Here is a 23,257-nt window from a genome sequence, read left to right as displayed (position 1 = left end):
CCCCGCAGGACAGGCGATCGCACCGGCGCGTCACCGCGAAATCGCACCGACGACTTTGCGCAGGTCACAGCGTTAGGCACCAAATCTCAACCAACGCTGCGTTCGTCACCTGTCGCCGCGGGCGCGGAGCAACGCCGCCACTTCGTGCTGGCCCCGCTGCAGCGCGTTCTGGAGAGCGGTGCGGTCCTGCGCGTCGCGGACGGACGGTTCCGCGCCTGCGTCGAGCAGCTGCCCGACGACATCGACGTACCGCGCCGACCCGTCGCCGTAGACGATCGCCTCGTGCAGCGCCGTCCAACCCGGGTCGTTGACGTGGTTCACCGGCACACCCGCCCGGATGAGCGTCCGCACGGTTTCGACATGCCCGTGCTCGGCTGCCGGGATCAGCGCCGTTCCGCCGAAACGGTTGAGGCTCCGCACATCCGCGCCGTGGGCGAGGGTGAGGGCGAGGATCTCGTTCAGGCCCTCGGCGCCGGCGTAGAGGAACGCCGAATCCTGCATGCTGTCCTTGGCGTTCACGTCGGCACCCGCCTCGATCAACGCAGTGGCCGCGGCGACCGCGTTCCCCTTCGTCGCCGCGACCAGCGGAGTCCGGTCGCCCTCTCCCCGGGCCTCGAGGTCGGCGCCGCGAATCAACGCCTCGCGCACCGCATCCGCATCGTTCGTCCGGGCGGCGGCGAACAACGCGTCCTCGAGCTCGCGCGTCGACACCGGTGGGGCTCCGCCCGTCGCGGCGGGCGGGGCCGGGGTCTCGGGCGGTGCGGTCTCGACATTCGAAACAGCTGCGGGAGAGTCACCCTCGATGGGAATCCCGCTTCCGCACGCACTCACGGTCAGGGCCGCGGCCGTCAGGACCGCGGCCGCGACCCCGGACCTCACTTCAGGCTTCCCGCGATCGCGGCGAGACCCGCTGCGGCACAGGCCTGGTCGGCGTTGCCGTCGGGTGCACCGCCGACCCCGATGCCGGCGATCGAGGCGTTGCCCACCTTCACCGTGACCCCGCCGGGCAGGAACAGGGTGCCCGGCAGGTCGGCGACGGTCGGGCCGTCGCCCTTCGCGCGGCCGGCGAGGTCGCTGGTGTTCGCGCCGAACGCCGCAGCCGTGTAGCCCTTGGCCCGCGACGCCTCGACGGTGTGCTGGGCGGCGTTGTCGCCGCGGAGCATCGCCTGCACGTTGCCGGCACGATCCACCACGGACACGGTGACGAAGCCGAGGCCGTCGGCCTGGCACTTGGCCAGCGCGGCCTGCGCGGCGCGACCGGCCGTGGCCACCGACAGCCGGTTCGCACTCACCGTGCCCGCGTCACCGTCGGCCTGCTGCTGCGACACCACCGCGGCGGGGGTCATCTCGGTGGTCGGCGCCGCGGCGGCGTCCTCGGGCGCACCGCAGGCCGTCGCGGCGAGCAGGGCCACCGCGGGCACGGTGATGGCAAGGGCACGGGGCAGGCGGCGGGAGACGGTCATCGTCGAACCTTTCGTCGGGTGGTGAATCGATCGATTCGAGCCTCGCCCCGGAACCCCCGGTTCGGCATCGCCCGCCCGTCTGCCCCGGTGTCGGCCGTTCGGGTGGCACCGGATCATCCGAATGGCCGATCCGCAGCCACTCCGTCGTCCGTAGGATCGGCGCGGTGCAGGACAAGGCCCTCCGCGGCCCGCTGGGCGTCGCGATCCACCTCTCCTTCTACGTGCTGCTGGCGGCGTCCACGGCGCGGTACCTGACGTACCACGGGGTCAGCGGGCGATGGGTGGTCGTCGCCGGTCTGATCGTCGTGCTGGCGGCGCTGTACGCCGTGATCGTGGTGCTGTCCCGCCGCGGCGGGGTGTGGCAGCCGTGGGTGTGGCCGGTGCTGACGACGTGGGTGGCGCTGGTGTGGCTGGCGCCGAGCTTCGCGTGGACCGCGTTCCCGATCTTCTTCCTGTGCACCCGGGCCTTTCCCCGGTGGACCGCGTACCTGATCGTCGCCGCCCTCGCGGTTTTCGCGGGTGTGGAGTTCGCGTCGTTCAGCGGCCGCACCGAGTGGGCGGTCCTGTTGGCCCCGTTGTGCACAGGGGCGCTGATCGTCCTGGCGTACGGGCAGGTCGAACGGGACAGCGCCGAGCGGGAACGGTTGCTCGGCGAACTCGTCGAGGCCAAGTCGAAACTCGCCGAGACCGAGCGCGAGGCCGGGGTGCTGTCGGAGCGGGAGCGGCTCGCGCGCGAGATCCACGACACCGTCACCCAGGGACTGACGAGCGCGCTGCTCCACCTCGAGGCCGCCGAGGAGATGGAACCCGGGCAGCGAGCCCGGGGCGAGGTCCGCACCGCGACGACGCTGCTGCGGGAGAATCTCGCCGCGACGCGCGACCTCGTGCACCACCTCAGCTCGCCGGACCTGGCCACCCAGTCCCTCAACGCCGCGCTCCTGGCGGCCGTCCGCGGCTACGTGCCCTCCGCGCAGCTGCGCGTGGTCGGCGAGGCGGTGCCGCTGCCGTCCGACGTCGAACACGCACTGCTGCGGATCACGCAGAGCGCGGCGTCGAACATCCGCAGGCACGCGCAGGCGCAGACTGTCGGAGTGACCCTCACGTACCTGCCGGACGCCGTCGCCCTCGACATCTACGACGACGGCGTCGGGTTCGTCGTCGACGACGCCGGCGGCTTCGGGCTGCCCGCGATGCGTCAGCGGGTCGAGGCGCTCGGCGGCACGTTCGCCGTCGAGAGCTCCCCCGGCGAGGGCACCGTCGTCGCGGCGCAGATCCCGGTCGGGGACGCGTCGTGATCTGCGTACTGCTGGTCGACGACCACCTGGTGGTGCGGGCCGGGCTGCGTGCCCTGCTGGACTCCCAGCCGGACATCGAGGTGGTCGGCGAGGCGGACAGCGGCGAGGACGCCGTTTCACTGTGCTCCGACCGCTCCCCCGACCTGGTGATGATGGACCTCGCGCTGGGCGCCGGGATCGACGGGGTGGAGGCCATCCGCCGGATCCGCGCCGACCGGCCCGAGCAGCCGGTGCTGGTGTTCACCACCTACGACACCGACGCCGACGTGGTCCGCGCGCTCGACGTGGGCGCGATCGGCTACCTGCTCAAGGACTCCGCGCCCCGGGACATCTTCGCCGCGATCCGCGGGGCGGTCACCGGCCAGAGCGTGCTGTCGCCGCCGGTCGCGGCGCGGGTGCTGGACCGGATGCGCCGCCCCGACCAGGCCCTGACCGCCCGCGAGGCGGAACTGCTGGCGCTGCTGGCGGAGGGGCTGACGAACAAGGAACTCGGCCGGCGGCTGTTCATCAGCGAGGCCACGGTGAAGACCCACCTCGCGCACATCTACGCAAAGCTCGGCGTCGACTCGCGGGCCGCCGCCGTCTCGATCGCCTTGCGGCGGGACGGGATTCGCTGAGCCGGGGCTTTGCCGACTACGCGAGGCGATGCTCCTCGATCGGCGTGCTGAAACCCGTTCCGTTCAGGTCGAGGAACAGCGACCGCTCGGTGACAGAGATGGCGGCGGTGTTGCGGCGTTCGACGGCTGCGGCAGCCGCATCGACGAAGGAGCGGTCGAAGCTGTAGAGGGGAATGGATTCGGCCCGGTGGATACGCTTGCCGGTGAGCGGGGCCAGGACCTTCGCCGGGTCGCGGTGGGTGTAGATGGCGACGCGGTCGGCGAGTTTGGCGGCGCGGTGGATGCGGTCGGCGTCGGGTGCGCCGATGTCGATCCAGGCGGTGAGGCGGCCGGTGAGGTCGCGGACGAGGACGGCGGGCTCGTCGGCGGTGGACACCCCACCGACGCTGAAGGCGATACCGTCCTCGTACTCGAGGCAGTAGGCCAACAGTCGCGTCAGCATGAACTCGGCGGTTTCGGACGGATGCCGCGCGACCCGCAGTTCCAGGTCCTGGTAGACACCGCGATCGACGTCGGCCAACTGGAGGGTGAAGGTGTACAGGGTCGCGCTGAGTGCCATGAGTGCAGGAGCTTAACCGGGCCGCACGAGGGTGAGCCGCCGGGCAGGCACGACACATGTTCCGCGGCCGACGCCGGGTGGTCGTCGATCGCCCTGCGAGCCTTCCATGCGTTCCCGAGGCATCGACCAGGTGAAGCCACAGGACTGATCGGTCGGATTGCCGCTGGAAGATCGTCGATAGACCGACGTCGCGGCGGAGTCGGGAGGACACTGGACGTGTCACCTCGTCACCCACGGGAGGGGTTGGACATGACCGAACAGGTACCCCCGAAATCCGTCGCCGCCGCCAAGGTGGTGCTGCTGCAGACCCGCAAGCGGGACGGGACCTGGGTGGACACACCGGTGAACATCGCCGTCGACGGCACCCACACCTACTTCCGCACCCCCGGCCGGGCGTCGAAGAACAAGCGCCTGCGCAACTTCCCCGACGTGCGGCTGAGCCCCTGCAGTTGGTCAGGCAAGCCGACCGGACCGGAGCCCGTCGCGGCAACCGCCCGGCTGCTGTCGGGGCCGGAGAACGAGGCCGCCTCGCACGCAATCGACCACCGCTTCCCCGTCCTGCAAGGGGTGCTGGTGCGGGCGACGCACAAGGTGATGCGCACGCCGACGCTCCATTACGAGCTGACGAACTTCCACACCCCGGACTGACCACCATGGGTATCGGATCCGAACGGTTTCACGTTGAACCGGGTATGACGCTTCCGGAATCAGGCGTCGTCACGTCGCGTCAGCGCATCGCCGCCGAACGCGCCGACGCCGCGCACCGCATCGACTTCCTCAACGCCCGGCTCGCCGAGATCCTCGAGGGGTCGCACCTGACCACCGATGACGACGAGCACGACCCCGAGGGCGCGACCGTGGCGTTCGAGCGCGCCCAGACGGCGTCGCTGCTCGCCGAGGCCCGGCGAGACCTCGACGAACTCGACGCCGCCGAGCGCCGCCTCGACGCCGGCACCTACGGGATCTGCGAGAAGTGCGGAGGTCCGATCAGCCCGGAACGCCTGGACGCCCTGCCCGCCGCCCGGCGGTGCATCGACTGCGCCTGACCGAACCTTGTGCACGCCGGTCGGTGCAGCGCCGGAACGGCGAAGGTGGTGGTCGCTCCCAGTCAGCAGCGACCACCACTTTGGTCAGGAAGCGGAGCTGCCGAACCCCCCTCACCCGGAAGTAGTGCCGGTCGCGTGTAGCCGATCGCCAACCAGCGCGCCGATTCCGGAACGCCCGTCGCCGCGAACGTGACGTCGAGAGGCCCACCGACCCGCTACGCCCCGAAACCGCCGCTGCTGCTCCCGAGGGAGATGCCTGATGGAACGGGCGAAATCGTGGTGATCCCCTTGACCACCCACCCCGAATCGGGCACCCCGGTGCCACTGAACCGCAGCGCGGTCTCCCCCACGCCCAGCGGGATCAGCCCGGACGTCCGGTAGGTCAACTCCATCTCGACCCAGCCGGCAAACATACCGTTGGGCTCTCCCAAGCCGTTGTGCATTGCTGTGACGGGGACCTCCCATCCATCCCCCGCGGTGGTGACCGTGACGTCCCCGGTCTCGGGATCGACCGTGAACGTCGCCGGGGCCGCGGTCCGGTTCAGCGATACCGTCCCACCCGTGAACTCGTAACCCTTCGGGGTGCGGACAGTGGCACTGGCGACCCGCAGGCCGGCCTCGCTGACCTTGAAGGACGTCCGCACCACAGCGTTCTCACCCGGTTGCACACTGTCCCGCCCGGTGAGCCCCGCCTGAAAATCCCCCACCTGTGCGTACTTCTGCCATCGGTAGTCGTCGCAGAAGTTCCCGATACCGCCGACAGGCCCATCCTGGTCGGTGAACGGCGGGCAACTGCTGTCACCCTGCGTACTACCGAAATCCGCGGACTGCGCACCCGCGGCACCCCCACCGACCAGCGCACCACCGGCAGCCATCGCCAGCACCGCCAGCACCGCCAGCACCGCACTGTCGGAACGCACAACCCGACCCGCCATCGACACGATCTCCCTTCGACCGGGGACAACCGGCGAGCCCGTTACCCCCCGGTCCTCGATCACCGCCACACCATAGACGACGAATCGGACCGCCCGACACGGAACAAAGAACCAACTCACCGCAGGTCACAGCGTTAAACGCTGTGTCGCCGACGGCTACGGACGGGACTCGATGTGGGTACCCGGGCACGGCGACGAAGGATGAGGACCGCAGCTCCCGGTGACACAGGAACGCCTGGATCCGCTGCCCGCCGTCCGGCGCCGTCTCGGGTTCGATCGCGAGGCTGCCGGACACCAGATCCAAACCAGTGAGCCATAGTGGAACACCGACTCGACTGACCCCGGATACGCCCCGACAGTCTCCTCTTGCGGCGTCTCGACGATCGACGTATTCGCCCGGTTCGCCCAGCCCGGTCCGTCGATTCCGGACGCTCGATCGACTGCACCTGACCGACCGGAGCGGTAGTCCTTCGCGGCAGCGCCGGAACGGCGAAGGTGGTGGTCGCGCCCAGTCAGCAGCGACCACCACGCCGGTCAGGAACCGGAGCTGCCGAATCCGCCGACGCCGCCCAGAACGTTCGACGGTCGCGTGTTGCCGATCGCCAGCCAACGCACCGTTTCCGGAACGTCTGTCGCCTCGAACGTGACTCCGTTGAGGCCACCGATGAAGACTGGGCCTCCGACCTTGTACGAGAGCGTGACGTTACCGAGATTCTCCAGTGTCCCGGGGGGTGCTGTCATGGTGACGGCCCCGCTGACCGCATCGACCTCGGTCGCCAGGTCGAGCCAGGACTGCGTGCCGTCGACATAGAAGGACGCAGTCGGTGACCCGGTCAGCGCCAGACCGACCGGCGGGTGATGGACGATCTTCGTGACATTCCCCGTCGTGCCCCCCAGCTTTCTGATTCTGATCTCGAACCGCACCGTGTCCCCGGGGGCAGCCGCGATCGGACCGGCGTGGAACACCTCGTAGCCGGCATGCTCTTCCCACACCGCGCCTCTGTTGGAGTTCGTGCAGGTGTCGTTCGGGCCCACGATGCAGGCCGCGCCCCCGGTGCCTGTCCCGGCCATGAGTCCACCCGCGACGACCGCAACAGCGGCAAGGATGGATGCACCGCGGCGCATGAGGTTCTTTCGCAACTCGATACTCCCCTTCTTCGATGTGCACTGACGAGCGCCACAGTCATCGGACACCCCCGACTGCGGCAGAACAATGCGTGCAAACCAACGCACACAAAGGTTTTCGGACATCGACATCAGCTCAGGTGGAACGTTGCACGCAACGACTTCGCCGACCCGCCGCACACGCGACCACCCGAGCCCGAAGTGTCATTCCTAATTCCCCTCGACCTTGGAAGCAGGCGCACCGGTGTCCGCCACCCCCGCCTGATCCGCGCAAGGATAGGGCGCGAAACCGACTCATCAGTTCGGAATCCGATTTCTTCTCCTCGCAGGTCCTCCGCAGCACATGTCGACGGATCCGGATTGCACACCAGCAAGAGACCACCAAGCCCCGAATCTTCCCTTCACAGCGTCAGCGAAAGGCAGTGCACATCAATGCGATAACGCTGCATCGAGCGTTCGGGCACGGCTGGCTACAGGGCCGGATGGCGGCGCGCACGCATCCCCGTTCCTCGTCCGTGGCGGTCCCGGCGAAACCCCAGCACGTCACGTCATACGCGATGTGCAAGGTGGGGACCTCGTGAAACGGCCGAACCACCCGGGCGACCCACGCTCACATACTGGGCGTCCAGGGGATGGCGGGGGCCCAGGGCACAGCAGGGAAGGGTCCGTTGCCGTGACCCTGCAGGTAGGCGAGCAGGAGCTGTGTACCCCGACCACGCTGCCCACGACTTCCTCGGGCGTGTCCATTTCCCCGGCAGACGCCGTACCTCCGCCGAGGCCAGAGCGCCGCCGAGCACAGCCATGGCGACGAGGACGGGCGCGGCCGCGGCGCGCCAGGGTTCGAGACATCGAGGATCCCTTCGTTCGAAGGGTGGTGGCGGAGGCCACGTCTCTCGGGCGCCCCCGACGAGTCCAAGTACGGGGGTCGCCGGTCTGCCGCAGGGGTCGAATGGGACGATCACTTCCCGCAGTTCAGAGCGTTATACGCAACCAGAAGGCGCCGGCTGGAACAACGATTCGGCCACCGGTTCGGTGAACTGCCCTCAACCCGGCTCACGCGTCCTGCGTTATCGTTTCAGCAAGTACTAGGACGCCCAAGTAATGGCCGTCACGAAAGGGGATCGACAGTGGAAATCCAGGGAACCGCGGCACTGGTCACCGGGGCGGCCTCCGGGCTCGGCGCCGCCACGGCAAAGCGCTTCGCGGAGGCCGGCGCGACCGTCTTCGGGCTCGACCTCGCGCAGTCCATCGAGCGCGCGGGCGACAGCGTCCCCGCCGGCGTCACCCTCATCCCCACCGACGTCACCAGCGCCGAGGAGGTGCAGGCCGCGGTCGACCAGATCGTCGCCTCGGGTGTGCCGCTGCGCACCGTCGTCAACTGCGCGGGCGTCGGCTGGGCGGGCCGCATCCTGTCCAAGAACGGCCCGCACGACCTCGAACTGTTCCGCACGGTCATCACCGTCAACCTGCTCGGCACGTTCAACGTGATGCGCCTGGCGGCGGACGCGATCGCCAAGACCGACGCAGTCGACAAGTCCGGCCAGCGCGGCGTCGTCATCAACACCGCCTCGGTCGCCGCGTTCGAGGGCCAGATCGGCCAGATCGCCTACTCGGCGTCGAAGGGCGGCGTGCACGGCATGACGGTCCCCGCGGCGCGCGACCTCGCCCAGTACGGCATCCGCGTCAACACCATCGCCCCCGGCATCATCGACACCCCGATGCTCGCCGGCGTCACCGACGAGTACCGCAAGGGCCTCGAGGCCGGTGTGCCGTTCCCGTCCCGCCTCGGCCAGCCGGCGGAGTACGCGCAGCTCGCGCAGATGATCGTCGAGCACGACTACCTCAACGGCGAGACCATCCGCATGGACGGCGCGCTGCGCATGACCCCGCGGTAGCGAGTCTCGTGGTGGTGCACCCCGGCGCTCAGGGGGTGCACCGCCGCAGCTCGGCGAGCGCCGAGCGCGTGCCCTGTTCGGGGCGGGGTCTCAGCCACCCAACCTCTCCGCCAGAGCCTCGGTGCACACACCCGATGGAGCACGCACACGGGTGCTGTACGCCCAACACCCGTGTGCACGCCCGAAAACCTGTGTGCACGCGGCAACCTGCTGATCCGACCCGCGATGAAGCCGGCACACGTCCTCAGGCAACTCCGTTGGCGCGGGGCGCGCGTCTCGGGGCTACCCCCGGCTCGATCGCTACAGGTCCGCGGCGAGCGGCACCTCGACCTCGGCGCGGTCGGTCATCCACTCCCGCAACACCTTCGTCGCGCGCACATCGTCCTCGTTGTAGACGAACAACCGCTCGCGCTGGGTGAGATCCGACTCTCCGTCGTACCCGACGGCCTCTCGGTACCAGCTCATCGACGCCTCGCCACTCGCCTCGGCGTCCCGCCAATGGAACCCGGCGACCGGCGCGATCTTCTTGAGTCCCTTGCCGTTCGGGCAGATGAACTGGTCGCTCACCGCCTGGTAGATGTCCACCCAGTGCGGTCCGTCGATGAACGCGCGAACCTGCGCCTTCGTCGGGATCCCGGGCAGTCCCGCGAACCGGGTGGCGGAGTCCAGCAGCCACTTGTCCTCTGCGGACCGCGAATAGCAGTAGGCGGCAAAGGTTTTCCCTTGCGCCAGGGTTCGCTCGAGGGTCTCCGTCAGCCAGGTCCAGAACTCGGCGAACGAGCGCGCCTCGTCGACGGTCGGCAGCGGATCCCAGGTGACGAACGGCCGGTACGGCTGCGTCACCCCGCCCTCGGTGAGCAGGGTGCCCCACAGGTAGGCGCCGTGCTCCTGGTAGCTCTCCATGTCGACGTCCACCTCGACGTCGGCACGGGTCACCGTCACCTCCGCGGACCGGCGTACCAGCGGCACTCCCGACAGCCACGCCTTCGCGAGTACCACCGCGTCCTCGAAACCGTTGCCCTGCCAGTCCTCCGGCGGCGGACCGTCCCACGCCGCGAGCGCGTCGATGGTGTTCGCGCCCGCACCGCGCAGCACGTCCGCCCGCGACCCCGTCGCGACCAGGCTCACGTCCCTGGCCTCGGTCAGCGACGCCTTGCAGTCCGGCCACCACGGGCAGGACCGGCACTCCCCCAGCTGCGACGGCGCGGTGGGCACTTCTCCTCGCGCGACGGCGATCCGGTCGGCGAACCGCTCGTCGTACTGGTCCAGCACCTCGGCCAGGTCGTGCACGAGGATGCACTCGCCGCCGTAGCCGATGGCGCCGCCGAGCACGCCGGGGCTGGCGTGCCCGTGCCGCTCGAGCATCCGGTGGATCTGCGCGAGACGGAACTGGTCACGCAGCTGGGCCCGCACCTTCCTGGTCTCGTCGACCGCCGGTGCCCAGTCGTCGAGGCCGGAGGTCACCGCACCACTGCCCGGATCGGTGACCTTGTGGTTGACGACGATCACCGGGATGTAGCCACCCCGCTCCCGGTCCCGGATCAGCAGCTCGGCCCGCCCGCGCCGACCGGTGTCGAACTCCAGCGGCAGCACCGCGCCCCAGATCCGGTCGACGCCGTCGGCGCACGCCTGCAGGGTGGCCGCGGCCCGCTCGCCCGCGGGGGTGGTCGGGTCGATGATGAGCCAACTGTGCCCGGCGGGCACCGTCATCAATCGGTCCCGCATCGCCTCCCGGAACGCCCGTGCCGCCTCCCGCCGCTGCTGCACCCCGATGTCCTCCGGAACGTCGGCGACGACCTGGGGATACGCCGTGTCGAGGTGGACGCGGTGCCGGCACCCGGTCAACGCTCTCGGGTCGATGAGCACCGGCCGCCGCCCCGTCGGGGCGGCTGCGGTGTCGACCGGCCGGGTCGGCTGCCGGGGGCCTTGCGAAGAATTCACGATAAAAGAGATTATGGTCCGCCGGTCCGACAGCCCGCGCACCCGCCCGACTCCGGAGGCGGGCCGACGCGGTCTCACCGATACCCTGTAGTCGGCAGTGTTTCGGCGCTCGAGCACCAGATGGAGGGGCCACCCGGATGGGTCTGTTCAAGAAACGCAAGTCCCGCGCGACCCGGCGTGCCGAGGCGAAGGCGCTCAAACACAAGGCGAAGCTCGAGGCCAAGCACGGCGCCCGCAACGAACGCAAGAAGATGCGGGCCGAGGCAAAGTCGGCGAAGAAGGTCGAAAAAGCGCAGGTAGCGACCCTGAAAGCGCAGGAGAAGGCCGCCAACCGGTCCGGCATCAGCGTGGGCCAGGTGCGCCGATACCTCGGCATCGCGCGGCTGCTCACCCCGGTCCTGGCGCCGCTCGCCTACCGGGGCGCGATGGCAGTGCGCGGCCAGCTCGACCAGCAGAAGGCCGGCCGGATGGGCATCGCCGCCGAGGACCTCGGCAACTACACCGGACACGGCGCGCGCCTGAGCGCCCGGATCGCCGGTGCCGAACGGACCACGGACGAGATCGCGACCCGATTCCCCGACGCCGAGACCGCCTCGTTCCTCGCCGCTGTCCGCGGCCGGCTCGGCGAACTCGAGACCGCCGTGCGCGCATCCGAGCAGATGCCCACGCAGCGCCGCAGGGCCGCACATCAGGCCATCGCGGCGGAACTCGACGGCGTCGAAGCCGATCTGCTCGCCCGGCTCGGCGTGCGCTGACCTCCCGAACGCACCCGTGCCGTCGCCCCGCGCCACCGACGCCGCCACCCTGCGTGGCGGCGCGGTCGGTGCGCTGACGGCGGCGCTTTCGGTCGCCGGGCACGGCCTCGGCGGGGGCGGCTACCCGACGTCCGCGGCACTGACCCTGCTGGTGCTGTGCTGCGCCGGGGCCGGTGCGGTGGCCGCCGGCCTGGCGACGACGACGCGCGGCAACCGCGCCACCCTGGTCGCCACCCTGATCGGTGGGCAACTCGTCGGGCACCTGACCCTGTCGACCACGCTGACCCACCAGCATTCGGATGTCGGCGCGCGGGGGATGTCGATGCTCGCCGCGCACGCGGCCGCGACCGCGGTGTGCACGGCGCTGATCCTGGCCGCCGAGCGGCTGTACGGGCCGATCACCCGGGCGCTGCGCGTCGTCCTGCGCGGACCCGCGGGCGCCCCGCGTCCCCACCCGCGACGCGCCGTCCCGACGGCCCCCGAAACCCTCCCGCACCGATTCCTCGACCATGTCGTCTCGAGACGGGGACCCCCGTCGGTGGCCTGACAGCCCACCGACGAACCCTTCCTCGAACGAGAGACGACAAATGAACATCCGTTCCTCCCGCGCCGCGCTCGTCGCCGGCGCGACCGCCGGGCTGCTCCTGTGCGGTTCCGGCATCGCGACCGCCCACGTCGGCGTCGTCGCCCCCGACGCCGCCCAGGGCGGCTACACGGTGCTGACCTTCAAGGTGCCCACCGAGTCCGAGACCGCGGGCACCACCAAGCTCGAGGTCACCCTGCCCAACCTGAAGTCCGCACGCACCGAACCGATCCCGGGCTGGACCTCGCAGGTGACCAAGGACCCGTCGACCGGGGAGGCCACCGCGGTCGCGTGGACCGCGGACCCCGGCGTGTCCGTCGGCCCGGGCCAGTTCCAGCAGTTCGCCCTGTCCGCCGGGCCGCTGCCCGAGCAGGAGTCGGTGTCGTTCCCCGCGGTGCAGACCTACAGCGACGGTCAGGTCGTCGCCTGGAATCAGCAGCCCGGCCCGGACCGCGCCGAACCCGACAAGCCCGCCCCGGGCCTGACGCTGGCCGAGGCATCGGAGTCCGGGGACGCCCACGGCGCCCACGCCTCCACCACCGCCGAGGACGTCGACGCCACCGACAGCACCGCCCGCTGGCTCGGCGGCATCGGCCTGGTCCTCGGCGCGCTCGGCGCCGCCCTCGGCCTCGGCGCCCTGGTCCGGAGCCGGCGCTCGTGAGCGCCCGCCTGCGCGTCCTCGTGCTCGGGGTGCTGACCGCACTCGCCGCGCTGACCGGGGTCGGGGTGGCGGGTGCGCACTCCGCGGCCATCGCGACCAGTCCCGAGTCGGGCGCGTCCGTCGCGTCGGGACCGGAGCAGGTCACCGTCACGTTCAACGAGCCGCTGCAGTCCAGCTTCGCGTCGCTGACGGTGGTCGGTCCGGACGGGAACCTGTGGTCGAAGGGTGACCCGACGGTGTCCGGCCCGTCGATCAGCGTCCCTGTCGGCGAACTCGGACCGGTCGGCGAGTACACGATCGCGTACCGCGTGACGTCCGCGGACGGGCATCCGGTGAGCGGCACAAGCACGTTCACGCTGACCACCGAGGGCACCGGCACCCCCGGCGCCCCGGCCGGCGGCGGGTCCGGCTCCGACGACGACGGCTCGGGGCTGCCGCTGTGGCCGTTCATCGTCGCCGCGGTCGTGGTGTTCGGCGGCGGGCTGGCGTTCGCCCTGCGCAAGCCGAAGCAGTGACCGGCGGCTCCGCCGCGCGTGCGCCTTTCTGGCAGCTCTGGCCACCGGAAAGGCGCACGGGTGCGGAGCGCCTGTTGCTCGCGGTGCCTGCGGCGCTGGCCGGGGTCGGGTTGGCCTGGCTGCTCGCCGCACCGGCCGGGCCCGACGCGGCGGCGACGATCCGGGTGCTGGCGGACCTGCTCGGGTCGACGGTGCTCGGTCTGTGCGTCCTCGACCTGCTGCAGCGCGGCGACCGTCGACCGGCCGTGCCACGTCCCCTGCTGTGGCGTCCCCTGGCCGTCACGGCGGGCGCGTGGGCGGTGACGGAGGCGGCGCTGCTCGTCGCAGAGGCCGCCCAGACCAGTGAGGTCGCGGCCGGGGCACTGAGCCCCGCCGCGTTCGGCCGGTTCGTCGCGCAGATCAGCGTCGGCCAGCTCGGTGCGGCGGCGGTGGCGTGCACTGTCGCCGTGGCCGCCGTCGCCGCCGTCGGGTACCGGCGGGGGGCGCAGTGGCCGCTGACCCCGATCGCGGCGGTCGCCGCCGTCGCGTTGCTCGCCCGCCCGGTGACCGGGCACATGTCCGCGCAGACGCTCGGCTCGGTGCTCGTCGCCGTGCACGTCCTGGCGGCGGCCCTGTGGTTGGGCCCGCTGCTCGCGATGGCGTTGCTGCTCCGCGGCCGCGGGGCGTGGGCGACGCTGCTTCCCCGCTACTCCGACCTCGCCTGGAAGTGCGTCGCCGCCCTCGCGGTGACCGGCGTGGTCGACGCCGCCGTCGCGCTCGGCGGGGTCGGTGCGCTCGTGGACACCGGCTACGGACGGATCCTGCTCGCCAAGGCCGTCGGCCTGGCCGGGCTGACCGCGCTCGGCTGGTGGTGGCGTCGCACCTGGGTCCCGGCGGCCGCGGGCCACCGCACCCCCGAACGGGATTCGCTGCGACGCGCAACCGTCGAGGTCGCCGCGCTCGCTGTCGTGTTCGGCCTCGCCGCCGCGCTGGCGACGACGGGCTGAACCGGCTCAGGACACCGTCGCCGACGCGAACGCGAGGGCCTGCGGCCACGACACCGCGTAGGCCGCCGCGTTCACCGGACCGTCTTGCCGGGCACGGGAGCTGAACCCGTGCTCGGCGCCCGGGTAGGTGTGCACGACGGTCGCGCCGCTCGGACGCGACTCCAGGGCGGAGCGTAGCCGTCCCAGCGTGCCCGCCGTCATCACGACGTCCGCGCCGGCGTGCAGGATCATCACCGGGGCCGCGATGTCCGACGCGGCCGCGACGGTGTCGAGGGTGTGGTTCGGGGCCGGCGGGTCGTAGATCGACGGGTGGTAGGCGATCACGTTCGCCAGGCCCGGGTCCCGGGCAGCGAGGAGCAGCGCGAGCCGCCCGCCGAGACACCAGCCGATCACCCCGACCCGCTCGAACCCGAGGTCCGAGCGCAGGTGGTCGAGGAGGGTCCGCATCTCGGCGAGGCACCGCTCGTCGTCGAGTTGCCCCATCAACTCGACCAGCCGCTCCCGGGGCGTGTCGTCGGCGCTCGGTCCGTGCCACGGATCCCACACCAGCGCCGTCATCCCCGCGGCGGCGATGTCGGCGGCGTACTCGCGGACCTGGGCGTCGATGCCGGTGATCATCGGCAACAGCAGCATCGCGCCACCGGTGTCCGGGTCGGTTCCCGACGGCCGGGACAGGTGCGCGGTCAGGTCCCCGACGGTGACGGTGGCGGTGTGCACGGGCGGTCCTCCTCGAGTGTCGTGGGGCGGCGATCCCACCGTCTCACAGCCCGTGCCGCGCGTCTGCGCTAGAAAGGAACCATGGCCTCCAGACGGGAAGTGCGCGCGATGCTGCTGGCCCTGCCCGAGGCCGAGGAGGTGGTGGTCCCGAGCTGGGGTGACCAGCCCACGTACCGGGTTCGGAACAAGATCTTCGCCCTGCTCGGCTCGGACGCCCCGACGGTGTGCCTCAAGGCGACCCGCGACGACCAGGCGGCGCTGCTCGACGAGAACCCGGACGTGTTCCGCGTCCCGCCCTATTTCGGCCGGTGGGGCTGGGTCGACGTGGTGATCGGCCGCGTCGATCCCGACGAGCTCGCCGAGCTGGTCGAGGAGGCCTGGCGACTGACCGCGCCGAAACGGGTCGTCGCGGCCTACGACCGGGACCGCGCCGTCACGTGATGGCCGCGTCGTCGCGTCGCGCCCGCGCGTGCAGGGCCGTCGCCGACACCAGGCCCAGCGCGAGGAAGCCGGCCGCGGCGAACAGCGAGACCCGGGTGGCGTCACCGAACCCCTCGGCCAGCGCGGTCGTCACCTCCGGCCCCGCGGGCCCGAGCCGGCCGGTCTCCCCCTGCTCCCGCAACCCGGTGATGGTGCCGCCCGCCGAGTCCCGGGTCGCGTTCACCAACTGTTCCTGCGCCTGCGCGGGCACCCCGGGCACCGGCTCGAGCCGGTCGGTGAGGGTGTGCGCGAGCGACACCGACAGCACCGCACCCAGGATCGCCGACCCGAGTGCCGCACCCAACTGCCGGACGGTGCTCTGGGTGGCCGAGCCCTCACCGGACTTCTCCGTCGGGATGTCGGCCAACACCGTGCCGGTGAGCTGGGCGGAGGCCAGTCCCAACCCGGCGCCGTAGACGGCGAGCAGCACCGCCAGCAGCCACGGGGACACGGTCGAGGAGACGAACACCGCGACCACAACCACACCCACCACCTCGAGCGCCAACCCGATGATCACCACCCGGGTCGCACCGAGAGCGGCCGCCAGATGCCGGGCCGCCGCCCCGGACGCGAACGCCCCCAACGCCATTCCCGCGAGCACGAACCCGGCACCCATGGTGGACAGTCCGAGCGCGTTGACGAGGAACAGCGGCAACACCAGCAGCAGACCGAACTCTCCGATCGCGACGGCCAGGGCCGTCACGTTCCCCAAGCTGAACGTCGGCACGCGGAACAGGTTCAGGTCGAGGATGGCGGACCGGTGGCTGCCGACCGCCCGGTGCCGCTCCCACAGGACGAACAGCACGAGCGCAACAACGCCGATGGCGCCCACCACCGGGACGACCGACACAGGCGCATCCGCAGGCCACGTGAACCCGAAGACGCTGAACTCGGCGATCGGCTTCCACCAGCCCAGGCTCTGCCCCTCGATGAGCGCGAAGATCACCCCACCGAACCCGATCGCGCTGAGCAGCAACCCGTCCACGTCGAGGCCCGGCACCGTGATCGTCGCGCGGGTGTCGCGGACCGTCAGCAGCGCGCCGACGATGACCGCGACACCGATCGGGATGTTGACGACGAAGATCCACGGCCAGGTGAAGTACGTGGTCAGCCAGCCCCCCAGTAGCGGGCCGACCGCCGCCATGCCGGAGATCACCGCACCCCACACCGCGAACGCGATCACCCGGTCCCGGCCGCGGAACGTCGCGTTGACGCTCGACAGCGTGGTCGGCAGCACGAACGCGCCGCCGACGCCCTGCACGACCCGGGCCGCGATCAGCGCGGAGGCGCTTCCGGCGAGCGCGGCCAGCACGCTGCCCAGCAGGAACACCAGCACCCCGGCGATGAACATCGACCGTCGGCCGAGCCGGTCACCGAGACGGCCGGCGGTGAGCAGCAGCGCCGCGAACACCACCGAGTAGACGCTGTTCACCCACTGGGCGTCCGTCAGGTCCATGTCGAGGTCGTCGATGATCACGGGCAACGCGACCCCGACGATGGTGCCGTCGACGACGATCATCGACAGGCCGGCCGCGAGCACCCCCAAACCGATCCACGTTCGCCGGTCGGCCGGCGGTGCGATCTCGACTTCGTCCGCGGTCATCGCTGCCCTCCTGAGTCGGTGCCGAGGCCGGTCAACGGTCCCTTACGCAATCTCAGCAGGGTTGTGACTCACGGGCATCCCGACCCGCCGGACGTCGAGCGAAATCAACCGTTCGATGGAGACGGCGCCGACGGTCGCGGAGAAGCAGGTGCCGCGGTCACCTCACGATGCCTGTCGCATCGTCATGCCACCGAGCGCGATGACGTACTCCTGCGCGGTCTCGTCGAATCGAACCGAGTAGGTGGTCGGGTAGTACCCGGTCTTCTGGTAGGACGACGGCTGTTTGACCTGCTCCTGCAGGGCGGGACGGGTCTTCAGCCATTCCAGGGTCATCATCGGCTCGATGAAGGTGAACTTCCCGTCCCACGACCCGTTGAGGAGGACCTCGGTGAAGTCGAAAACGCCCGGAATCACGTTGTCCGCGCTGTCGGTCCAGTGCATACCCATGAACGGCACCGTGTTCGCCTCGGGGGGACCGGGCGGTGGCACGTAACCCTCCGGAATGTACTTCGCATCCGGGAGGTGCGCGGCCTTCTGCGCGAAATCCGGAGCGGCAGGGTCGATTTCCTGCTGGATGTCGTCCGTGTAGAAGTGCATGTCGAAATGCGGATCACCGAAGAGCACCTCTGGTTCGTGCCCGTTCGGATTCCAGTCGAGCATGACGTTGTCGAATCCGGTGTCCTGTGCACCTGCGGGCAGGTCGAGCATCAACATCTGCATCTGCGCATCGGGTCCGTCCGGCAGCCCGTCGAGCGCGGACGCGGTGATCCGGATACCGACCTCGGCGGGCTGTCCGGCCTCGTCGCGCACGACGTAGGTTCGGGACGTTCCGTTGCCCAGCGGGTGTTGTTCACCCACCTGGATTCCCGGGCCGTCGCTCGAACCGCTCGAACCGCTGAACCCGCCATGGCCGCTGTGTCCGACCGAGTGCGCCGGCGAACTGCAGGCGGCCAGGGTGAGCGTCGCGCACGCCGCGACCACGCAGGCGGAGGTACGAATTATCTTCACTGTGAAGCCTTTCGATTGGTTCCTTGTTCGTTGTTCGTCCCGCCGAACACCGGTCACACCGGGAGGCGCACGACCTGACCCACGCGCAGGACGCCGTTCGGGTCGTGCTCGTTGGCGAGCGCGCTGAGCCAGTGCCGGGTGTCCTCGTCGTAGCACCGGGCGATCCGCTCCGGGTCGGCACTGGCCGCGAAATTGGGCAGGGTCCCCCCTGTGGACCACGCCGCCACGGCCTGTTCGACGGCCCGGGCGTGTTCGGCGACCGCCTCGGCGACGGGCGGAGCGAGCACGCCCACGACCATCAGCGCGAATGAGGCGTCTCGGTGGCAGAAGGCGCTGCGGTGCCGGGGCTCGCGGCCAAGCGCCCCGCCGAGCAGCCGGAGCTCGATCACCGTCTGCGGCGACCCGGAACCGGGTCCGGCCACCGCCAGCAGCGCGTCGACGGCCTCGTGCGGCAGCGCATGGGTGAGGGCGCTGAACTCGTGGGTCGGCATCGGGTCCACCGGGTCGGCGTGGATCGCGGACAGCGCCGCGTACGGCATCGGGCCGACCGCGTCGATCAGTGGGGTGGCCACCGCGCGCAGTCGCGCGAGTTCGGCCGCGGCGTCATTCTCCGCTGCGACACTGGCGAATCGGACGGCGAGCGTCAGCCGCCCGGCGAGCGGCGGCGGGATCTGCGGCAACGGCGGCAACTGCAGGAAGGCGATCGAGGTGGAGCTGTGCTCGGGCAGGTCGCGGCACCAGTCGAGCCAGGCATGTGCGACCGCCGCGGCATCGTCACCGTCGAAATAGAGTGCACCACCGTAGATCTGGCTGATCGGCAGCAGATCGATCTCGACCGCCGTGACGATCCCCAGTGTGCCCTTGCCACCACGAAGGCCCCAGAACAGTTCGGCGTGATCATCCGGGGTGACGCGTAGCTGCGCTCCGTCGCCGGTGACGAGGTCGAACGCCCGCACGTGATCGGAGGACAGTCCATAGGTGCGCACCAGCGGGCCGATCCCCGCGCCGGTGAGGAAGCCGGCGACGCCGACGGTGGCGGAGGAGCCGGTCAGCGGCGCCAGGCCGTGCGGCGCCGCCGCGTCGAGCACGTCCTGCCAGATCGCCCCGGCACCGACGCGCGCGGTGCGGGTGCCGGCATCGACGACGCACTCGTTCAGTTGCCCGGTGTGCACCAGCAGAACATCACCGCTCACCGCAACCGCACCGTGGCCGGTGCGCTGCACCGCGACCCGGAGACCGTGCTCCGCGGCGAAGCGGACAGTGGCCGCGACATCGCCGGTGTCCGCGGCCACGACGACCGCACGCGGGGTCACCGGCACTGCCAGGTTCCACGGTGTCGCCAACTCGTACAGGGGTTCACCGGGAAGGGCGACAGATCCGGTCAGAGACGCACGGAGCGACGCGATCGTCTCGTCGCTCACCGGGGTCTGGAGGTCCATGGAAACTTCCTTTCGTCGTCCGCCTTCGGGGCGTGACGAAAGGATGTCCGGGTCCGCTTGGTTGGTTCTTGCGTACCGCGAGGGCGCGGATCCAAGTTTCGGCCAAGTGGCGTCGGCGACCGGGACCGCGGGCCGAGATCCCTGCCTCAGGCCAGCAGCGACCGTGCCTGCGCCGCCAGTCCGAGCATCCCGCGGCGCTGCGATTCCTCGGCGACCGCGGACAGTTCGCCGACGCGTGCGGGCGAGTCCGGTGCGAGCTGCGCGCGAAGCAGTCTGCATCGCAACAACGTCGGCGCGCCCGACGTGCGGTGCGCGATCTGCTCGGCCTGCTCCAGCAGAGCCGACGCCTGATCGGTCCGCCCGAGCAGCGCGTGCAGTCGTGCGGACGCCTCGGCCACCGCACCGACGACCCCCACCTGCCCCACGGTCGCGATCCGGTCCGGGAAGGGCTCGAGTTGTCCGATGAACAGGTCGGCGTATTCGGACAGGGACAGATCGGCGACGACATGCGCGAGAAGCGTCTGGTGGCCGAGCGTGGTCCACACGTCCGGCCCCGGCTCCTCCACCCAGCGCGCGAGCCCGTCGACCGCGGTCTGCCGGTCTCCCCGTGCCGCCGCGATCGCGATACTCCACGCCCGCGGCTCGACGAACCCGGGCGTCGTGTCGGCCACCTGGCCCAGCTCCCATTTCAGGGTGTTCTGGGCGAGATCGGCGCTGCCCGCGGTGTACAGCTCGGTCTGCAGGTGGATCTGCCGGGCCGTGTCGTATTGTCGCGCGGCCTCTTCGAGGTCGCCGCGCCACTCCGCGAGGGTGCCTTCCATCCACCTGAGTTGGACTCGGACCACGGGTAGGCGCAACAGGTCGCAGCCGATGATGCCCTGGCGTACGTGTGCGGCGGCGGCCTCGACGTTCGCGAGATTCATCTGCGTCATGCTGGCGACCGTGTGCACGATGACGTCGTCGACGCGTGACTGCTGGTGTGGCAGTTCGAGAAGTTCGGTCAGCAGGTCGACCGATTCCAGGCCGTGCCGCGCCACCCCCGAGAAGAGCAGGATCCGGCCCAGCAGCGCGTCGGCGATCACATCCGGATCCCCCTGGGCGCGGGCCAGTTCGAGCGCGCGGCGGCTCATACCTTCGGGCACCGTCGAATCCGGGTGGTAGCAGCTGCCAACCGCAAGCGCGGACAGAACCCGGGCGTGTGCGACGGGATCGGACACGACGAACGGTTCGAGCGCGGCGAGGCGTTCGAGCAGCGGCCCGGGATCCCTGCCGTACGACACCCAGGGCCACGCCCCGGCCGCGCGCAGGAGTGCGGCCGCCAGCCGCCCCGCGCCCGAGGTACGCCCTTCGCGCACCGCGTCGAGCAGACCGGCGCCCACGACGTCGAGAACGGTCTGGCCGCGGCCGGCGCGGGCCAGTGCCTCCACCCGGGCCACCAGCAGGTCGTCACGATCGTCCGGTGACTGTTGCGATGCTGGTAGCTGATCGAAGATCTGCACGGCGATCTCCCACCAGTGCGCGGCGGTCTCCGAACTCCATCGCTCGGTCGCCTCCCGGGCCGCGACGGTGCACGCGTCGAGCACCTCGTGCGGATCAACCAGAGGCATTGCGGCGCAGAGATGCTGGGCGCGACGGCTGGAACGGTCCGCGTCGGAGGAATTCGCCAGGATCTCGGCGACCCGCGCGTGAACACGCTGACGCCGCAATGCCGGCATGCCTTCGAGCACCTCGTGCCGCAGCAATCCGTGCGCGAAGACGTACCCGCGGGCCCCGGGCGCCGTCACGATGATCCGTTCGTCCGCAGCCTCGTCGAGATAGTCGGCCAGGGTGTCCAGGTCGAGGCGGGACGCCGCGGCCAGGAGATCGATCTCGATGGCGTCGCCGAGCACGGCCGCGACTCGGAGCACCTGCAGCACAGCAGGTTCCACGGCCGCGAGCCGTCGGCCGAGCACCGACCTGACGGCGACCGGGATCCCGTCGCCGAGACGCTCGTCGCGCGGCAGCCGCGCGTACTCCGAGACGAACAGCGGATTGCCCCCGGTCCGGTCCGTCAGGATCCGCACCTCGTCCGGACCGATCCGCTCACCGGCGACATGGCAGGCCAGCTCCTCGACCTCGCTCGGTTCCAATGGTGGCACCGCGACCTGCCGATTTCCTTCCCCGCGCAAGACCGCGTCGACGACCGTGCCGACGTCCGTGCCGATGCCCGTGTCGCGCAGCGTCAGCACGAACCACACCGGGCGGTGGCGGATTGCCCCAACCAGATACGCCAGGCACCGCAGTGACGTCGGGTCGGCCCACTGGATGTCGTCGACGACGACGGTCAGCACTGGTTGGCCTGCGACCGCGGCCTCGATCACCTCCAGCACCCGCTCGTACACGGCGAATCGCGCCTCGTCGGGATCGACGCCGGTCGGCGGAACCAGCACCGCGTCCGCGTCGCCGCCGAGTTCCCGCACCAGTCGGCGGATCGGCCACCAGGCCGGCGCGCCGTCGTCCTCCGGGCACCGCGCCCACACCGCGGCCCCGCCCGCCGCGACCGTCCGCGCGGCACACTCCTCGGCCACCCGCGTCTTCCCGATCCCGGCCGGACCGGTGAGCGCCAGCCACCGCGTCTCTCCGCCGAGGACGTCGTCGAGCATCCGCTCGATCACGAGGGTTTCGCTTCCCCGCCCGACGAACACGCGGCCCGTCTCCCCCTCGGCGGCACCGCCGCCCGGCCCGGGCGCGTCGGGGTTCGAGGACGGGGACCCCGGAAGCGGAACCTGCTCCGCCCCGGTCCATCCCGGTGTCCGCGGCCATGCCGCGAGACCCGGGTCGTGGCGCAGAATCGCGCCCTGGAGCGCACGCAGTTCCGTCCCGGGCTCGAGCCCCAACTCGGTGTCGAGCCGCTCGACGTGCGACCTGAACCACTCCAACGCCTCCGACGACCTGCCTGCCCGGTGCAGGGCGAGCATCCGGAGCCAGCAGGTGCGATCCCGGTACGGGAATTCGCTGCACAGCTGGGCGGCCTCGACGAGGGCGGGTGGGATCCGTCCCAGCGCAAGCAGGGCGGTGATCCTGGTTTCCCGGCATTCGGTGCGAACCTCGTCGAATCCGGCCGCCTCCACCTGAACCCACGGTTCGTCGGCCAGGTCCTCGAGCAACGGTCCCCGGACCACCGCGAGCGCGCGGTCGGCCGTCTTCAGCGCCGGTTCCCACTCCCCGTCCGCCGCGAGCCGCCGCGCCTCCTCGGCGTCGTCGAGAAAGGTCACCAGATCGACCTCGTCGGCCGAGACGTCGAGGACGTAACCCGGTGGCTGCCGCACGATCGGCGAGGTGGCCCCGGTCTCGGCGCGGAGCACCCGGCGCAGATTCGAGATGTATGCCTGGATGCTCGCCATGGCGCTGGCGGGCGCGTCGTCGCCCCAGAGCGCGTCGACGAGGCGGGCGGTGGACACCACCCGCCCCCGGCCGAGCAGCAGGACCGCCAGGACCGCGCGCTGTTTGCGCGGCCCCAGATCGAGGGTCCGGTCGTCGGAGTCGGATCGGGCCGCCTCCAGCGGCCCGAGCAGCCGGTAGATCATGCGTGGGCTCCTCGCACCTGTCGACTCCGGACTGCTCGAGTGTAGGGACCGAGGGGCGTCGATGTGCG

General features: G+C 71.0%; 22 protein-coding genes. 11 read left to right on the top strand and 11 right to left on the bottom strand.

Annotated features, from left to right (window positions below):
• Window positions 1–105 precede the first annotated feature (105 nt).
• Both ACWDU4_RS03750 and ACWDU4_RS03745 read right to left on the bottom strand, forming a co-directional pair.
• On the bottom strand, window positions 106–711 hold the full coding sequence (locus tag ACWDU4_RS03750; RefSeq protein WP_450112508.1) for an ankyrin repeat domain-containing protein: 606 nt from the start codon (window positions 709–711) through the stop codon (window positions 106–108).
• Window positions 712–875: 164 nt separating this feature from the next.
• On the bottom strand, window positions 876–1,463 hold the full coding sequence (locus ACWDU4_RS03745; RefSeq protein ID WP_450112507.1) for a GlcG/HbpS family heme-binding protein: 588 nt from the start codon (window positions 1,461–1,463) through the stop codon (window positions 876–878).
• A 155-nt stretch (window positions 1,464–1,618) separates the two neighbouring features.
• Here ACWDU4_RS03745 and ACWDU4_RS03740 point away from each other — a divergent pair, with 155 nt between their 5' ends.
• Window positions 1,619–2,758 (top strand): sensor histidine kinase, encoded by a 1,140-nt coding sequence (locus tag ACWDU4_RS03740; protein ID WP_450112649.1) that lies wholly within the window; start codon window positions 1,619–1,621, stop codon window positions 2,756–2,758.
• Window positions 2,755–3,375, top strand: coding sequence for a response regulator (locus ACWDU4_RS03735; protein ID WP_450112506.1), 621 nt, complete (start codon window positions 2,755–2,757; stop codon window positions 3,373–3,375). Before ACWDU4_RS03740 ends, ACWDU4_RS03735 begins: the two co-directional genes overlap by 4 nt.
• 16 nt (window positions 3,376–3,391) lie before the next feature.
• On the opposite strand, the gene ACWDU4_RS03730 is transcribed toward ACWDU4_RS03735, so the two are convergent.
• Entirely contained in the window at window positions 3,392–3,934 is a 543-nt protein-coding gene (locus ACWDU4_RS03730; RefSeq protein WP_450112505.1) for a YaeQ family protein, read from the bottom strand.
• A 249-nt stretch (window positions 3,935–4,183) separates the two neighbouring features.
• Between ACWDU4_RS03730 and ACWDU4_RS03725 the strand changes: the two genes are divergently transcribed.
• Window positions 4,184–4,582 carry a PPOX class F420-dependent oxidoreductase gene (locus tag ACWDU4_RS03725; RefSeq protein WP_450112504.1) on the top strand — a complete coding sequence of 133 codons (399 nt, stop codon included), beginning with the start codon at window positions 4,184–4,186 and terminating at the stop codon, window positions 4,580–4,582.
• Between the two features lie 44 nt (window positions 4,583–4,626).
• Window positions 4,627–4,980, top strand: coding sequence for a TraR/DksA family transcriptional regulator (locus ACWDU4_RS03720; RefSeq protein ID WP_450112503.1), 354 nt, complete (start codon window positions 4,627–4,629; stop codon window positions 4,978–4,980).
• A gap of 215 nt (window positions 4,981–5,195) precedes the next feature.
• On the opposite strand, the gene ACWDU4_RS03715 is transcribed toward ACWDU4_RS03720, so the two are convergent.
• Both ACWDU4_RS03715 and ACWDU4_RS03710 read right to left on the bottom strand, forming a co-directional pair.
• A complete protein-coding gene (locus ACWDU4_RS03715) occupies window positions 5,196–5,915 on the bottom strand; it encodes a hypothetical protein (RefSeq protein ID WP_450112502.1) in 720 nt (239 codons plus the stop codon).
• Window positions 5,916–6,449: 534 nt separating this feature from the next.
• Entirely contained in the window at window positions 6,450–7,172 is a 723-nt protein-coding gene (locus ACWDU4_RS03710) for a hypothetical protein (RefSeq protein WP_450112501.1), read from the bottom strand.
• A 995-nt stretch (window positions 7,173–8,167) separates the two neighbouring features.
• Between ACWDU4_RS03710 and ACWDU4_RS03705 the strand changes: the two genes are divergently transcribed.
• A complete protein-coding gene (locus ACWDU4_RS03705; RefSeq protein ID WP_450112500.1) occupies window positions 8,168–8,935 on the top strand; it encodes an SDR family NAD(P)-dependent oxidoreductase in 768 nt (255 codons plus the stop codon).
• 300 nt (window positions 8,936–9,235) lie between these two features.
• On the opposite strand, the gene ACWDU4_RS03700 is transcribed toward ACWDU4_RS03705, so the two are convergent.
• Complete coding sequence (locus ACWDU4_RS03700; RefSeq protein WP_450112648.1) at window positions 9,236–10,801, bottom strand: TM0106 family RecB-like putative nuclease; 1,566 nt, start codon at window positions 10,799–10,801, stop codon at window positions 9,236–9,238.
• A 212-nt stretch (window positions 10,802–11,013) separates the two neighbouring features.
• On the opposite strand from ACWDU4_RS03700, the gene ACWDU4_RS03695 reads away from it, so the two are divergent.
• From ACWDU4_RS03695 to ACWDU4_RS03675, 5 genes are all read left to right on the top strand, one after another.
• On the top strand, window positions 11,014–11,631 hold the full coding sequence (locus ACWDU4_RS03695; RefSeq protein ID WP_450112499.1) for a DUF6474 family protein: 618 nt from the start codon (window positions 11,014–11,016) through the stop codon (window positions 11,629–11,631).
• Window positions 11,632–11,647: 16 nt separating this feature from the next.
• Window positions 11,648–12,178 carry a hypothetical protein gene (locus ACWDU4_RS03690; RefSeq protein ID WP_450112498.1) on the top strand — a complete coding sequence of 177 codons (531 nt, stop codon included), beginning with the start codon at window positions 11,648–11,650 and terminating at the stop codon, window positions 12,176–12,178.
• A 40-nt stretch (window positions 12,179–12,218) separates the two neighbouring features.
• Window positions 12,219–12,875, top strand: a complete 657-nt coding sequence (locus tag ACWDU4_RS03685; RefSeq protein WP_450112497.1) for a YcnI family copper-binding membrane protein — start codon at window positions 12,219–12,221, stop codon at window positions 12,873–12,875.
• The gene (locus tag ACWDU4_RS03680; RefSeq protein WP_450112496.1) at window positions 12,872–13,390 is read left to right on the top strand and encodes a copper resistance CopC family protein; all 519 of its coding nucleotides are present in this window, start codon (window positions 12,872–12,874) and stop codon (window positions 13,388–13,390) included. The genes ACWDU4_RS03685 and ACWDU4_RS03680 overlap by 4 nt, the downstream gene beginning before the upstream one ends.
• A 71-nt stretch (window positions 13,391–13,461) precedes the next feature.
• Window positions 13,462–14,376, top strand: coding sequence for a copper resistance D family protein (locus ACWDU4_RS03675; RefSeq protein WP_450112647.1), 915 nt, complete (start codon window positions 13,462–13,464; stop codon window positions 14,374–14,376).
• A 6-nt stretch (window positions 14,377–14,382) separates the two neighbouring features.
• Here ACWDU4_RS03675 and ACWDU4_RS03670 read toward each other — a convergent pair whose 3' ends face one another.
• Complete coding sequence (locus ACWDU4_RS03670) at window positions 14,383–15,093, bottom strand: dienelactone hydrolase family protein (protein ID WP_450112495.1); 711 nt, start codon at window positions 15,091–15,093, stop codon at window positions 14,383–14,385.
• Window positions 15,094–15,174: 81 nt separating this feature from the next.
• Between ACWDU4_RS03670 and ACWDU4_RS03665 the strand changes: the two genes are divergently transcribed.
• Window positions 15,175–15,534 carry an MmcQ/YjbR family DNA-binding protein gene (locus ACWDU4_RS03665; RefSeq protein ID WP_450112494.1) on the top strand — a complete coding sequence of 120 codons (360 nt, stop codon included), beginning with the start codon at window positions 15,175–15,177 and terminating at the stop codon, window positions 15,532–15,534.
• Here the strand turns inward: ACWDU4_RS03665 and ACWDU4_RS03660 are convergent.
• The 4 genes from ACWDU4_RS03660 to ACWDU4_RS03645 all read right to left on the bottom strand — a co-directional run bounded on the left by ACWDU4_RS03660 (window position 15,527) and on the right by ACWDU4_RS03645 (window position 23,189).
• A complete protein-coding gene (locus ACWDU4_RS03660; protein ID WP_450112493.1) occupies window positions 15,527–17,176 on the bottom strand; it encodes an MFS transporter in 1,650 nt (549 codons plus the stop codon). The genes ACWDU4_RS03665 and ACWDU4_RS03660 overlap by 8 nt on opposite strands.
• A 162-nt stretch (window positions 17,177–17,338) precedes the next feature.
• Window positions 17,339–18,034 (bottom strand): DUF5602 domain-containing protein, encoded by a 696-nt coding sequence (locus tag ACWDU4_RS03655; protein ID WP_450112492.1) that lies wholly within the window; start codon window positions 18,032–18,034, stop codon window positions 17,339–17,341.
• A 203-nt stretch (window positions 18,035–18,237) separates the two neighbouring features.
• On the bottom strand, window positions 18,238–19,623 hold the full coding sequence (locus tag ACWDU4_RS03650; protein ID WP_450112491.1) for an FAD-binding oxidoreductase: 1,386 nt from the start codon (window positions 19,621–19,623) through the stop codon (window positions 18,238–18,240).
• A 146-nt stretch (window positions 19,624–19,769) separates the two neighbouring features.
• Window positions 19,770–23,189, bottom strand: coding sequence for a BTAD domain-containing putative transcriptional regulator (locus tag ACWDU4_RS03645; protein ID WP_450112490.1), 3,420 nt, complete (start codon window positions 23,187–23,189; stop codon window positions 19,770–19,772).
• Window positions 23,190–23,257 lie beyond the last annotated feature (68 nt).

Source organism: Rhodococcus sp. NPDC003348 (assembly GCF_053589375.1).
The sequence above is the reverse complement of the archived record's forward strand: the minus strand, read 5'-3'. Positions and strand labels throughout refer to the sequence as shown.